Here is a 12,954-nt window from a genome sequence, read left to right on the forward strand (position 1 = left end):
GCCCGGCCCGCGGCCGCTCAGCGCCGGCGGGGCTTGGACCCCTTGGACCCGGAGCCGGACGAGGACCCGGACGAGGACCCGGCGGATGACCCGGACGAGGAACCGGACGTCCCCTTCGAGGTGGGCCTGGGCACCGACACCCGCGTGGAGGAGGAAGGCCTCGGCGTCTTGTCCCCGTCCTCGTCCACCACCCGGCAGGTCTTGACCTCGCCCGCCCTGGCGATCTTCATCATGGGAAGGCTGAAGGTCCGGGTCCCCCGCGCCTCCAGCACGCCGCTGCGCCTGCCCGTCTCGATCTCGACCCCGGAGGCGTCGTCGAGCCGTACCACCACGTTGTAGTTCGACAACCGGTCGAGCTGGGAGGTGATCTTCACCGTGGTCGCCCGCCGGGCGGTGGTCGGACAGGTCAGCTCGACGAGGAAGTCCTGGCCCACGGCTGACGGCGACGGCGACGCCGACGGGGTCGCGAGCCCCTCACTCACGGACACGCTGCTGCTCTTCTTCTTTTTCTTGCTCTTGCTCTTGCCGCCGCACCCGCCGACGGTGAACGCGAGCGCGACCGCGACGACTACCGCCGTGCCCCTGACAAAACTACGACCGGCCATGACCGGTGCTCCTCCCCCTGGACTACAAGCCGGTGACGGTACCAGCAGGCACCGACATGCGCCCCCGCACGGCCGGGCGTAGGTTCGGACCAGAGGCCGGCGGACCCGCCCCGCCCCCGCCTCCGCCTCCAAGGACGACGGCCGCCGTCCGACCCCCCTTCCGTAAGCGGTACGACGGCCGTCCCCGCGCGCCTGCCGCCCGCGTCCGTCAGCCGGACCGGGGCACCGCGACCACCTGCACCTCGTCCTCGTAGACGATCCGCCCGGGGTCCGCGGACTCCACCCGTTCCCACGGGACGTCATGCAGGTTGAGAAGTTCCAGGTAGCCGGCCACCCGCTCGATGAGGTGGCCCGCCGTGTCCTTGAACCACGCGACCGCGCCCGGGTTCACGGCGGGGTCGTAGACCGCCGGGTCATGGTCGGAGGGGTCCGGGTAGGCGGCGTCGTACCAGTCGTTGGCGGCCCGCCAGAAGCGGTGCTGCTCCTCGGTGAGCCGGCCCTCCCGGGCGAGCCCGTTGGCCAGGGCGAACACGCCCGGGAAGTGCCCTCGGGGGCTGCGGACGGTGCCCTGGAACCTCACGTACGTCGGCATGCGGGGCAGCCTAGGGGGTGTCCCGCGGACGGCGACGGCCCCCGTCCCCTTGCGGGGAGCGGGGGCCGTTCGGCTTACGGATTCCGGGGTCAGGCGGTGACGATGCCCGAGTCGGAGACGCGGATGTCGGCGGCGGTGCGGCCGGAGGGGGAGCCGAGCTTCTCGACGGCCTCGACGACCTCCATGCCGGAGACGACCTCGCCGAAGACGACGTGCTTGCCGTCCAGCCAGCCGGTGACGACGGTGGTGATGAAGAACTGCGAGCCGTTGGTGTTCTTGCCGGCGTTCGCCATCGACAGCAGGCCCGGGCGGTCGTGCTTCTTGGTGAAGTTCTCGTCGGCGAACTTCTCGCCGTAGATGCTCTTGCCGCCGGTGCCGTTCTCGTTGGTGAAGTCGCCGCCCTGCAGCATGAACTGCGGGATGACGCGGTGGAACGGGGAACCCTTGTAGCCGAAGCCGTTCGCGCCGGTGGCCAGCTCGCGGAAGTTGCGGGCGGTCTTCGGCACGACATCGTCGTACAGCTTGAACTCGATGCGGCCCAGCGGCTTGCCGTCGGCGGTGATCTCGAAGAAGACGTTTTCGTTGCTCATGGGTCCCATCCTGTCACTCCCGGTGCGATGCGCAGCCCGGCGGGGCCGATCCGGGTCCCGGGAGCAGCCCGGCGGGCCGCCCCGCATCCCTCGTGCCGCACCCCTCAGCAATGCGCTACGTGCTCCGCCCCGTCCGGCGGCCAACCCCGGTCGTCACCGTCACCGTCCGCAGCGTGATCCCGTGGCGGGTCCGCAGCCGGTACAGCTCGAAGGCGGCGAGCGCCGTCGTCGCGAGCGCCCCGCCCACGGGCAGCACGGTGGAGTCCGCGAACTGGTCGCCCACCGGGAAGAAGACGTCCTGGAGGGCCAGTTCCCAGGCCAGGACGACGGTCAGGAAGGCCGGCAGGGCCTGGTGGACCTCCACCGTGCGGAACATGTGCCGCGATATCGCCGGTACGGCGAAGAAGACGAATCCGACGCCCCGGGCGACGAGATAGATGCCGGCGATCGCGGCGAAGCCGCTGAGCAGCGGCTTGTCGAAGGTGAAGGCCCACAGCGGCAGCAGCACCCCGCCCGCGGCCATCAGGATGTGCCCGAGGAAGGCACCCACGGCGGTCAGCGGGCCCGGTAATCGTCCGATCATCCGTCTGCGGTGGTCGGGGCGCGCCAGGGCGATGTGGACCGCCAGGACCACGGGGACCGAGAGGAGCAGCAGGACGGGCGTCAGCGCGACCTTGAGCGCGCCGTCGCGCGCCCACTGGACCAGGCCCTCCGGGTCCTGGGCCGCGACCGGCACCTTCACGACCAGCGCGATGCCCAGACCGCTCCAGAAGCGCACTTCCTGGAGGATGCGGACCGGCCGGTCATGAAGGACCGCGTCCTCGGGCGGCTCCATGAAGCGTTCGACGATCGTGCGGTCCGGGTGCTGCTCCACGGCCTCGTCCACCCGACGATCGTGGCAGCCGGTCCGCCTGGACGACAGCGTTCCGCACCGACCGCAACCGCCGCCTCCCCGGCCGGTCCGGGCAGGGCCCGGACCGGGGGCGTCACGTCAGGACCCCGTCCGCGTCCCCGTGCCCTTCGAGGCGTCCAGGGCGTAGACGCAGCGGTCCTTGCTGCACGCGTAGACCACACCCGCCCGGGCGACCGGGGAGCCGGCGATCTCGCCGCCCGTGGCGAGCTTCCAGCGCAGCTGGCCGCCCGCCGCGTCCAGGGTGTACAGGCAGTGGTCCGCCGAGCCGAAGTGCACCCGGCCGTCCGCGACCACCGGGGCGCCGGTGATCTCGGCGCCCGCCGCGAACCGCCACTTCGGGGTGCCGGTCACCGCGTCCAGCGTGTAGAGCGCACTGCCCGAGGCCAGGTGGACGTGGCCGTCGGCGACCACCACCGGCTCGGTGGACTGTCGCGGCTCGGTGGCGATGCGCCAGCGGTCCTTGCCCGTCGCGGCGTCGATGGCGTAGACGGTGCCGAGGTAGTCGGCCAGGTAGACACCGCCGCCGGTGACCGCGGGGCCCGGGGCGAAGGCCGGAGCGGCCAGGAACGCCGCGGGGGCCTCGAAGTGCCAGCGGACCCGGCCGGAGGCCCGGTCCACGGACAGCACCCGGGTGCCTGCCGCCACGTAGACGTTCCCGTCCTGCGCCGGGGTGACCCGGACCGGCACGTTGCCGCAGGAGGCCGCGTCGCCCACCGGGTAGGACCAGGCCTCCCGGCCCGTACGGGCGTCCAGCGCGCGCAGCCGGGCGTCCTGCCAGACGTACGCGTAGCCGTCGTGCAGGACCGGTGCCGCGTCGGCCGTCTCGAAGTCGGTCTGGGCGCCGGTCAGGGACCACAGCTGCTGCCCGGTCGCCGCCTCGTACGCGTGGACGCCGCCGCCGCGCGTGGCGGTGAGCACCGTGCCCCGGTCCGCGCGCAGCGCGTACACCCAGGCGTCGGAGGCGAGCCGCCAGCGCTCGCTGCCGTCGGAGGCGTCCAGCGCGTACAGCGACGGACCGTCGGAGGCGTGGATCCGGCCGTCCGAGACCGCCATCGCCCAGGCCACGTCGCGGGTCTTGAACTGGCGGCGGCCACTGCCCACGTCCAGCGCGTGGACCTCGAAGGAGGTGACGTAGAGGAGGTCACCGGCGACGGTCGGGGTGCCCCAGACCTCGTTGGACATGCGGAACCGCCAGGGGCGCCAGCGGCCGCTGTCCGGCGCCGGACCGGGCCGGGGCACGGCGGGAACGGGCACCGCGGGCGCGGACGCCGCGGATCCGCCGGGCGGGCGGATCCAGCCGGTGGCGGAGTCGGCCGAGCCCGGTGCGGCGGAGACCGGACGAGGGCCGGGGCCGATCGGCACCGGGGACGCGCCCAGCCGGACCGGCTCGGCGGAAGCGGGTGCGGGTGCGGACGCGGACGCAGACGCGGACGCGGGCACCTGGCCGGGCGGCGGGGTGATCGGCGGGTGCTGCGGCCGCGGCGGGGCGGCGTGGCCGGTGCGCGGGTCCGCCCACGGGTCGCCGGGCGCGGGCCGGCCATCGGGAGCCGGGCGCTCGCGGCGGTGGGTGGGGCCCTGCCCGGGAGCACCGGCACCGGCACCACCGCCGCCACCGGCACCGGCCGCTCCGGCACCGCTGGTGCGCTGCCCGGCCCGCCGCGCCTCGATCATCGCGACGGCGCGCCCCGGCAGCCAGGCCGAGGCGGTGCCGCTGTCGTCCCCGGCGGCGAACAGGTGCGGGGCCAGCTGCGCCTGCAGGTCGGCCGGTGTGGGCCGGAGCGTCGCGTCCATCTGCATGCAGGAGTCGATCAGCGGCCGGAGCTCGTCCGGCAGGCCCTCCAGGTTCGGACCTTCGCGCAGCAGCATGAACACGGTCTCCACCGGGTTCGCCCCGTGGTAGGGCGGGTGCCCGGTGGCCGCGAAGACCAGGGTGGAGCCGAGCGAGAAGACGTCGCTGGCGCCCTTCACGCTGCGCGAGTCCTTCGCCTGCTCGGGCGACATGTAGGCCGGGGTGCCGACGGCGACGTTCGTCATGGTCAGCCGGGTGTTGGAGACACCACTGGCGATGCCGAAGTCGATCACGCGCGGGCCGTCCTCGACCACCAGCACGTTCGACGGCTTGAGGTCGCGGTGCACCAGGCCGGCCTGGTGGATGGACTGCAGCGCCTCCGCGATGCCGGCCGCGAGCCACCGTACGGCCTGCGCGGGCATCGGCCCGCACTCGTTGACGATCTCCTCCAGGGAGGGCGCCGGGACGTACGCGGTGGCCAGCCAGGGCACGGCGGCGCGCGGGTCGGCGTCGACCACGGCCGCGGTGTAGAAGCCGGAGACGGCGCGGGCCGCCTCCACCTCGCGGGTGAACCGCACCCGGAACAGCTGGTCCTCGGCGAGCTCGGTGCGCACCGTCTTGATCGCGACCCGGCGGCCGGATGCCGACCGCGCGAGATAGACCAGCCCCATGCCGCCGGCTCCGAGCCGGCCCAGCACCTCGAAGGGGCCGATCCGTCTCGGGTCGTGCTGCGTCAGCTGCTCCACCACTCGCCTCACACCTCCCCGTACGGGACCCAGGTCCGGGCCCGCGCACCCCGATTCTGTCAGGCCCCGGGCCGACCCGGCTCCGACTCCGCGCCAGGCCCGGCCGCCGATCCGGACTCCGATCCGGACCCGGGCCCGGACTCCGGCCCGGCCTCGGGCTCGGAGAGGAGGGCGAAGGCCGCCCCCTGATTGTCCGCGACGACCGCGATCCGCCCGTACGGCGTGTCGAACGGGTCGGCGCTGACCCGGCCGCCGAGGCGGCGCACCGTCGCCACCGACTCGTCCACGTCGGGCACCGCGAAGTACACCAGGAAATGCGCGGGCATGAACTCGGGGAAGGCCTCCGTGATCAGCGTCCGGCCGGCCACGGCGGTGTCCGGGCCGGGCGGGCTGCCGGGCGGCGACCAGGTCCGGTACTCGATGCCGGCGTCCTCCTGGTCCTCTGCGACGTAGCCGAAGACCTGCGCGTAGAAGGTGTCGACGGCGTCGCGGGCCCGGGTGTAGACCTCGGTCCAGCAGTACGTGTACGGCACCATGCTGGCCTCGAAGCCGTGGTGGGTGCCGGGCTGCCACAGGCCGAAGACGGCGCCGCCGGGGTCGGCGGCCATCGCGGCCGTGCCGTACGGGCCGACCGGCATGGGCTCCATGACCATCTGGCCGCCGGCGCTGCGGATCCGCCGGGCGGCGGCGTAGGCGTCGGCGGTGTAGAGGTAGACACCCCAGACTGTGGGCATCCGGCCGTCGGGTTTGGGCGCCAGGGCGGCCACGTTGCGGCCGCGGCTGTAGGCCTGGGTGTAGCCGCCGTACTGCGCGGAGGGCGCGGTGAAGGTCCACCCGAACAGCTCACCGTAGAAACGCTTGCCCGCCTCGACGTCAGGAAGCGAGGCGTCCACCCAGCAGGGGGTGCCCTCTGCGAATGCGGCCATGGGCCTTTCCTTCCGTTTTGGCATGCTGTGCGCCCACCCATGATCCTCCAGAACCGTTGTCCACAGCCTGTTGATAAGACTATTCGGGCGATTCCGGACCCCGCGCCGTGTGGGCAGGCGTGCTGCAGGGCGATGGGGGTCCCCCCTGCTCGAGCGAAGCCGAGAGCTTGGGGGTGGGGGTCCCCCCGGACGGAGTCTGGGGGAGGTGGGCACACGGCACACCGGCCCGCGCCGGACGCGCAGCGTGTCCCCGCACCCCGACCCCGCTCACGGGGTCGGACCCGCTCCAGGCGGAGCACTGCTCCCAGCCCCGCCCCGCCAGGGAATCGCAGGCCAAGCCCCCCGTAACCCCATTTGCAGGCGGCCGAATCGCGCCCCGACCCCCCCTCGGTAAGCTGACGGCATGACAGGACAAGTACGCACCGTCGACGGCCGCGTTGCCGGCCGGCGCGGACAGGCGACGCGGCAGAAGCTGCTGGACTGCCTCAGCGAGATGCTCAGCAGCTCGCCGTACCGCGACGTGAAGGTGATCGACGTCGCCCGGAAGGCCGGGACCTCCCCCGCGACCTTCTACCAGTACTTCCCGGACGTCGAGGGCGCCGTCCTGGAGATCGCCGAGCAAATGGCGACCGAGGGCGCGCAGTTGACGGCTCTGGTCGAGGGCCGCTCCTGGGTCGGCAAGTCCGGCTGGCAGGCGGCCGAGGAGCTCGTCGACGGCTTCCTGGAGTTCTGGCGGAGCAACGACGCGATCCTGCGCGTCGTCGACCTCGGCGCGGCCGAGGGCGACAAGCGCTTCTACAAGATCCGCATGAAGATCCTGAACTCGGTCACCAACTCCCTCACCGAATCGGTCAAGGAGCTCCAGGCCAAGGGCAAGGTCGACAAGGACGTCAGCCCGGCCGCGGTCTCCGGCTCGCTGGTCGCCATGCTCGCGGCCGTGGCCTCGCACCAGAAGGGCTTCCAGACCTGGGGCGTCAAGCAAGCCGAGCTGAAGCCGAACCTGGCGCTGCTCGTGCACCTCGGCATCACGGGCAAGAAGCCGACGAAGTGACGATGCTCGCCCCCATGAATGGGAGCGATTCCCTTTAGCTCGCGTGAGCGGGCTTCGGGGTTTCACGCATCCGCCTCCGGCCGGTGGCCTGGACTCGCACCCTGGGGATGCTGCGCGTGCTGTTGATGACCGAGCCACCCGTCCGGCGGGCTCGGGCCTCGATCTCGACCGAGGCATTGTGGTCGGCGTCGTCCTCATGCCCGCACCGGGTGCAGGCGAACAGCCGGCCGCATCCCTGACGGGACTCGGGATCGACCAGGCCACACCGGGCGCAGGTCTGAGAGGTGTGGAATGCGGGCACGGCGACAAGTACGGACCCGTACAGGCCTACCTTGTACTCGAGCTGGCGCCGCCGCTCCCCGGGAGTGTTGTCGAGGACCGACCGGTTCATCCCAGCCTTCGCCCGGACGTTCCTGCCCGGCGACTCGGTGCTGCCCTTCGCGGACTTGGTCATGCTGTTCACGCGCAGGTCCTCGATACCGATCAGGCCGTGGTTTTTGGCAAGGTCGGTGGTGAGCTTGTGCGTGCTGCGATCAGCGCCGCTCCAGCCGGAACAGCCGGATCTCGCGTTCGATCCGCGCCTGGTAGGTCGCGTACGGCGGCCAGAAGCGCAGCACGGCCCGCCACGCCGCCGCGCGTTCCTCCCCCGCCAGCAGCCGGGCCCGGACCTCGATGTCCTGCCCCTTCCAACTGATCCGGGCGTCCGGGTGCTTCAGCAGGTTCGCGGTCCACGCCGGGTGCCCGGGCCGCCCGAAGTTGGAGCCGATCAGCAGCCAGGTCGCCCCGCCGGGCTCCGGCATGCAGGCCAGCGGGGTGGTACGCGGCTCGCCGCTCTTCGCACCCCTCGCGGTGAGGATGACCCCGGGCAGCATCTGCGCACTGAGCATGACCTTGCCGCGGGTCAGCCGGTGCACCGCCTTGTCCATGGCCGGGATGAAGTGCGGTGCGATCCTCGCGAACATCCTCGTCGAGGAGACCTTCTGCATGAGCTTGAGACCAGGGGTCATCGGAGGACCGCCCTCTCCTCTGCCGTCGCGGTGGGGGTGAACAGCCCGGCGGTGTGGGCCGCGTGGGCGCGCAGCCGGTGCACCGGACCGAAGAGCAGCTCGTCGGCGGCGGCGCGCTTGAAGTACAGGTGGGCGTCGTGCTCCCAGGTGAAGCCGATGCCCCCGTGCAGCTGGATGGCCTCGCCGGCGGTGATCCGCAGGGCCTCCAGCGCCTGGGCCAGCGCGAGCCCGCCCTGCTCCGGGTCCCAGGCCGCGTAGTAGGCCGCCGAACGGGCCGCCTGGACCTGTACGTACAGGTCGGCGAGCCGGTGCTTGACCGCCTGGAAGGACCCGACGGGCCGGCCGAACTGCTCCCTCGCCCGTACGTACTCCACGGTCCGGGCCAGCGCCTGGTCGGCCGCCCCGACCGCCTCGGCGGCGAGCACGGCGGCGGCGGTACGGCCGACCGCGGCGAGCGCGCCCCGGACGTCCGCGCCGCCCGCCGCGCCGTCCTCGTGCGCCCCCAGCAACTCGGCGGGTACGTCCCTCAGCTGGACGCGCGCCTGCGGCCGGGTCTCGTCCAGGACGGCCTGCCGTGCCCGGACCAGACCGGGCGCGTCCTCCCGCACGAGGAACAGCAGGGTGCGGCTGCGCGCGAACCCCCCGGTGTGCGCCGCGACCAGCAGCAGCCCGGCGCTGTGCCCGTCCAGCACCTGGGCGGCCTCCCCGTACAGCCGCCAGCCCCCCGTATCGTCCCGCCGGGCCTGCACCCCGCCGGCCCGGCCGCCGCCGGACCACTCCCCCGCGCCGTTGTCCCCGGTCAGGGCGAGGGCGGTGGCGAGCGCGGTGCCCGGCACCACCAGCGCGGCGGTGAGCCCGCCGGCCGCCAGCGGCGGGAGCAGCTCCGACCGCTGGGCGGCGGTGCCGAGGGCCGCGATCAGCGGGGCGGCGAGCACGGCCGTGCCGAGCAGGGGCGAGGGCAGCAGCGCCCGGCCGGTCTCCTCGCAGGCCAGCACCAGGTCGGCGGGGCCGCAGCCGACACCCCCGTACTCCTCCGGGACCGCGATCCCCGGCAGCCCGAGCTGCCGGCCGAGCTGCTGCCACAGCTCGCGGTCGTAGCCGGCGGCGGTCCGGACGGCGGCCTTGACCTCGTCCGGACCGCAGCGTTTGCCCAGGATCTCGCGCAGGGTGCGGCGCATCTCGTCCTGCTCCGCGGTGAAGGCGGCGTCCATCGGCGGGCTCCTCCCGTATCTGACGGCGCGTCATGTTAGAGCGGGCGAGGGGAGATGCCCAGAGCAAGGCGCCGACCGGAGGGGGCGGGTGACCGGACGGCGACGGATACGACGGATGTACCGATCGCCGCGATCTGATGTACCGTCAGATTCATGGCGGGAAGCATCGTGGTCAACGTCAAGGAACGCCGCAAAGTGGCCGTCGTCGGCGTCGCGCTCTCGGACTGCGGACGGGTGGACGGCCCCACCCCGTACGCACTGCACGCCCAGGCCGCGCGCCGCGCCCTCGCCGACTCGGGCCTGGACCGCTCGGTGGTCGACGGCTTCGCCTCGGCCGGACTGGGCACCCTGGCCCCGGTCGAGGTCGCCGAGTACCTCGGCCTGCGCCCCACCTGGGTGGACTCCACCTCGGTCGGCGGCTCAACCTGGGAGGTCATGGCCGCGCACGCCGCCGACGCCATCGCGGCGGGCTCGGTGAACGCCGTCCTGCTGGTCTACGGCTCGACGGCCCGGGCCGACATCAAGGCCCGCCGCCGCACCTCGAACCTCTCCTTCGGCGCGCGGGGCCCGCTCCAGTTCGAGGTCCCGTACGGGCACACGCTGATCTCCAAGTACGCCATGGCCGCCCGGCGCCACATGCACGAGTACGGCACCACCCTGGAGCAGCTCGCGGAGGTCGCCGTCCAGGCCCGGGCGAACGCCGCGACCAACCCGGACGCCATGTTCCGCGACCCAATCACGGTCGAGGACGTCCTGTCCGGGGACATGATCGCGGACCCCTTCACCAAGCTGCACTGCTGCATCCGCTCGGACGGCGGCTGCGCGGTGCTCCTGGCGGCGGAGGAGTACGTCCCGGACACCGCGAAGTCCCCCGTATGGGTGCTGGGCGCCGGAACCTCGGTCTCCCACACGACCATGTCGGAGTGGGAGGACTTCACGGTGTCCCCGGCCGCAGTCTCGGGCCGCCTGGCCTTCGAACGCGCCGGCGTCCGCCCGTCCGACGTGGACCTCGCCGAGATCTACGACGCCTTCACGTACATGACCCTGGTCACCCTGGAGGACCTCGGCTTCTGCGCGAAGGGCGAAGGCGGCGCCTTCGTCGAGAAGGGCCGCCTGCTCCGCGACGGCGACCTCCCCGTCAACACCGACGGCGGCGGCCTCTCGGCCTGCCACCCGGGCATGCGCGGCCTGTTCCTCCTGGTGGAGGCGGTCCGCCAGCTCCGAGGCGAAGCGGGCCCCGGCCAGGTCCGCAAACGCAACGGCAACCTCCCTGAACTGGCGGTCGCCTCAGGCACGGGCGGCTGGTTCTGCTCATCGGGGACGGTGGTGCTGGGGCGGGGGTGACGGGGGCGGGGGTGACGGGGGCGGGGTCGGGATCTGGGGCGGGGTCGGGATCTGGGGCGGCGCACGGGACGGCGGAACCAGGCGGCGGGGCGGGACAGGAGGTGCCAGAACTCCACCCGAGGCCGACCAGCCCGCAGGGCAAGACCGGGATATGCGCCACGGCTTCGCCTGGACGGCGTCAGGGAGGTGCCCGGGGGCTGCCCGTCAGTCCTCATCGTCCTTCCGTGCCGGCCGCCGGCGTCAAGGGCGCGACGTTGTCGCGTCGCCTCCGGCGATGGCCCTTCGGGCCACCCTTGACCCCGACGACCGTCCCGGAACGACAAGGACTGTCGGGCGGCCCCCGGGGGAACGGCATGGAGGGACCGAGGCCTGCCTGGCTGTGACGTTGGCGGGCACGAGCAGCGGCCCTGCTCGGCCAGCCGCCCATCCGGGCGGACGCAGCGGTGAAGTCGATCAGATCTACGTAATCCAGCTCGGCCCACGCGCACCAGATCGCTACGCGCTTCTCATTTCTCGGCGGATGCGGGCCGCCGGGGGCCGGACATAGACCGCCAACGATCGCTACGCGCTTCTGTTTGTCGGCGGGCGCGGGCTGCCGGGGGTTGGGCAGAGGCCGCCCACGCTCGCTACGTGCTTCTGCCGGACGGCGGATGCGGCACGCAGTCATCGATGGCGAGCCACCCCGCCCACAGCGGGCCGCATCCGCCATCCCGCAGGCGCGGGTAGCGATCGTGGGCGTCATCCGCCCAGCCCCTGAGGGCCGCACCCGCCATTTCGTCAGGAGCGCGTAGCGATCGTTGGCGGTCTATGTCCGGCCGCTGGCGGGCCGCATTCGCTCAGAGACAGGAGCGCGTAGCGATCTGGTGCGCGTGAGGCCGAGCTGGATTACGTAGATCTGATCGACTTCGGTCCTGCGTCCGCCCGGATGGGCGGCTGGCCGAGCGGAGCTGCGGCTCGTGCCCGCCGGAGCCAGAGCCTCACGACCCGTAGGTCCCCCTATGCCGTTCCCCCGGGGGCCGCCCGACAGTCCTTTGTCGTTCCGGGACGGACGTCGGGGTCAAGGGTGGCCCGAAGGGCCATCGCCGGAGGCGACGCGACAACGTCGCGCCCTTGACGCCGACGGCCGGCACGGAAGGACGATGAGGACTGACGGGCAGCCCCCGGGCACCCTCTCGCCCCCGACCCAGCGGAGCTCCGGCCCAAGACACGCGGCCGAGGTCCTGGCGGGGCTTCATCTCCACCCCACCCGTTCCCACAACCGGAATCCCGCTCCCGCCTCCCAACACCCCCTCGCTCGACGGCCGTCAGCTGTACTTGGCTCACGCCCCGGACTCCGTCCGGGCGCAGCCCCCAGGGGTGGGTGGCCAACCCCGTCCCGCCGGGTCCGGCGCGGGGGACAGCGAGCGCACCTCGGCCGTGGGTGCGTACCGCCCCACCCACCACGCCACCTATCGTGGCCACGTCCGAAGCTGGGCCCCGAGCGGTACCGAGGAGTTCGTGTGACCACCCACGCCGAGTTCGCCGAAGCCCTGCGCGCCCAGCGCGTGTGGGACCGGGAACTGCCCGGGTTCGATGCGGACGCCGCTCCCGCGGAGCCGCTCACGCTCTTCCACTCGTGGTTCCTGGGCGCCGTCGCGGCCCGGCAGGTGGAACCGCACACCATGACGCTCGCCACCGTGGACGCCGACGGGTTGCCCGACGTACGGACCCTGATGCTGCACGACGCGGACGCGCGCGGCTGGCACTTCGCCACGCACGCCACCAGCGCCAAGGGGCAGCAGCTGGCCGCCCGCCCCTTCGCGGCCCTGCACTTCTACTGGCCCGCCGTCGCGCAGCAGATCCGTATCCGGGGACGCGTCAGCGCCGACGGTCCGGGAGCCGTACGGTCCCGCGGGGCCCTCGCGGCGGCACTCACCGGCCACCAGAGCGAGATCCTCGACACCCGCGAGACGCTCGTCCGGGCGTCCGCCGCCGCGTGGGAGCGCGCCGGCGCGGAGCCGGATGCCACCGTCCCGACCTGGACGGCGTACACGCTGACACCCGACGAGGTCGAGTTCTTCCAGGGCGACGCCATGCGGCGGCACGTCCGGCTCCGGTACCGCCGACAGGTTGACGAAGACGGCATCAGCACAGGCACAGGCACCAATAGCAGGTGGGACCGCGAGCTGCTCTGGCCCTGA

The 12,954-nt window shown here is 73.1% G+C and carries 12 protein-coding genes; 3 read left to right on the top strand and 9 right to left on the bottom strand.

All coding sequences use genetic code 11. The features are described from left to right. Positions 1-17: 17 nt before the first annotated feature. The 6 genes from ACGFQ9_RS11495 to ACGFQ9_RS11520 form a co-directional block, all read right to left on the bottom strand. Entirely contained in the window at positions 18-605 is a 588-nt protein-coding gene (locus tag ACGFQ9_RS11495) for a hypothetical protein (RefSeq protein ID WP_393573515.1), read from the bottom strand. A gap of 208 nt (positions 606-813) precedes the next feature. Next, on the bottom strand, positions 814-1,197 hold the full coding sequence (locus tag ACGFQ9_RS11500; RefSeq protein WP_393573516.1) for a hypothetical protein: 384 nt from the start codon (positions 1,195-1,197) through the stop codon (positions 814-816). 89 nt (positions 1,198-1,286) lie between these two features. Next, positions 1,287-1,787: a peptidylprolyl isomerase gene (locus ACGFQ9_RS11505; protein WP_393573517.1), complete on the bottom strand. Its 501-nt coding sequence runs from the start codon at positions 1,785-1,787 to the stop codon at positions 1,287-1,289. Between the two features lie 115 nt (positions 1,788-1,902). Beyond that, positions 1,903-2,673 carry a hypothetical protein gene (locus ACGFQ9_RS11510; protein WP_393573518.1) on the bottom strand — a complete coding sequence of 257 codons (771 nt, stop codon included), beginning with the start codon at positions 2,671-2,673 and terminating at the stop codon, positions 1,903-1,905. 105 nt (positions 2,674-2,778) lie between these two features. After that, entirely contained in the window at positions 2,779-5,238 is a 2,460-nt protein-coding gene (locus ACGFQ9_RS11515; protein WP_393573519.1) for a PQQ-binding-like beta-propeller repeat protein, read from the bottom strand. Positions 5,239-5,294: 56 nt separating this feature from the next. Beyond that, on the bottom strand, positions 5,295-6,161 hold the full coding sequence (locus ACGFQ9_RS11520) for a VOC family protein (RefSeq protein WP_393573520.1): 867 nt from the start codon (positions 6,159-6,161) through the stop codon (positions 5,295-5,297). Positions 6,162-6,564: 403 nt separating this feature from the next. On the opposite strand from ACGFQ9_RS11520, the gene ACGFQ9_RS11525 reads away from it, so the two are divergent. Further along, positions 6,565-7,212 carry a TetR family transcriptional regulator gene (locus ACGFQ9_RS11525; protein WP_393573521.1) on the top strand — a complete coding sequence of 216 codons (648 nt, stop codon included), beginning with the start codon at positions 6,565-6,567 and terminating at the stop codon, positions 7,210-7,212. 34 nt (positions 7,213-7,246) lie between these two features. On the opposite strand, the gene ACGFQ9_RS11530 is transcribed toward ACGFQ9_RS11525, so the two are convergent. From ACGFQ9_RS11530 to ACGFQ9_RS11540, 3 genes are all read right to left on the bottom strand, one after another. Then, a complete protein-coding gene (locus ACGFQ9_RS11530; RefSeq protein WP_393573768.1) occupies positions 7,247-7,666 on the bottom strand; it encodes a zinc ribbon domain-containing protein in 420 nt (139 codons plus the stop codon). Positions 7,667-7,745: 79 nt separating this feature from the next. Then, positions 7,746-8,219 carry a nitroreductase family deazaflavin-dependent oxidoreductase gene (locus tag ACGFQ9_RS11535; RefSeq protein ID WP_393573522.1) on the bottom strand — a complete coding sequence of 158 codons (474 nt, stop codon included), beginning with the start codon at positions 8,217-8,219 and terminating at the stop codon, positions 7,746-7,748. Further along, positions 8,216-9,430, bottom strand: coding sequence for an acyl-CoA dehydrogenase family protein (locus ACGFQ9_RS11540; protein ID WP_393573523.1), 1,215 nt, complete (start codon positions 9,428-9,430; stop codon positions 8,216-8,218). The genes ACGFQ9_RS11535 and ACGFQ9_RS11540 overlap by 4 nt, the downstream gene beginning before the upstream one ends. A 153-nt stretch (positions 9,431-9,583) precedes the next feature. Here ACGFQ9_RS11540 and ACGFQ9_RS11545 point away from each other — a divergent pair, with 153 nt between their 5' ends. After that, on the top strand, positions 9,584-10,774 hold the full coding sequence (locus tag ACGFQ9_RS11545) for an acetyl-CoA acetyltransferase (protein WP_393573524.1): 1,191 nt from the start codon (positions 9,584-9,586) through the stop codon (positions 10,772-10,774). Between the two features lie 1,499 nt (positions 10,775-12,273). Next, a complete protein-coding gene (locus tag ACGFQ9_RS11550; RefSeq protein ID WP_393573525.1) occupies positions 12,274-12,954 on the top strand; it encodes a pyridoxal 5'-phosphate synthase in 681 nt (226 codons plus the stop codon).

It is taken from the genome of Streptomyces sp. NPDC048603 (assembly GCF_043199475.1).
Classification (GTDB): Bacteria; Actinomycetota; Actinomycetes; order Streptomycetales; family Streptomycetaceae; genus Streptomyces.

Coding starts and splice junctions, on each gene's coding strand:
- ACGFQ9_RS11530 (WP_393573768.1), bottom strand. CDS start 7,666: ATGACCAAGTCCGCGAAGGGCAGCACCGAGTCGCCGGGCAGGAACGTC.
- ACGFQ9_RS11545 (WP_393573524.1), top strand. CDS start 9,584: ATGGCGGGAAGCATCGTGGTCAACGTCAAGGAACGCCGCAAAGTGGCC.
- ACGFQ9_RS11500 (WP_393573516.1), bottom strand. CDS start 1,197: ATGCCGACGTACGTGAGGTTCCAGGGCACCGTCCGCAGCCCCCGAGGG.
- ACGFQ9_RS11525 (WP_393573521.1), top strand. CDS start 6,565: ATGACAGGACAAGTACGCACCGTCGACGGCCGCGTTGCCGGCCGGCGC.
- ACGFQ9_RS11495 (WP_393573515.1), bottom strand. CDS start 605: ATGGCCGGTCGTAGTTTTGTCAGGGGCACGGCGGTAGTCGTCGCGGTC.
- ACGFQ9_RS11540 (WP_393573523.1), bottom strand. CDS start 9,430: ATGGACGCCGCCTTCACCGCGGAGCAGGACGAGATGCGCCGCACCCTG.
- ACGFQ9_RS11505 (WP_393573517.1), bottom strand. CDS start 1,787: ATGAGCAACGAAAACGTCTTCTTCGAGATCACCGCCGACGGCAAGCCG.
- ACGFQ9_RS11535 (WP_393573522.1), bottom strand. CDS start 8,219: ATGACCCCTGGTCTCAAGCTCATGCAGAAGGTCTCCTCGACGAGGATG.
- ACGFQ9_RS11520 (WP_393573520.1), bottom strand. CDS start 6,161: ATGGCCGCATTCGCAGAGGGCACCCCCTGCTGGGTGGACGCCTCGCTT.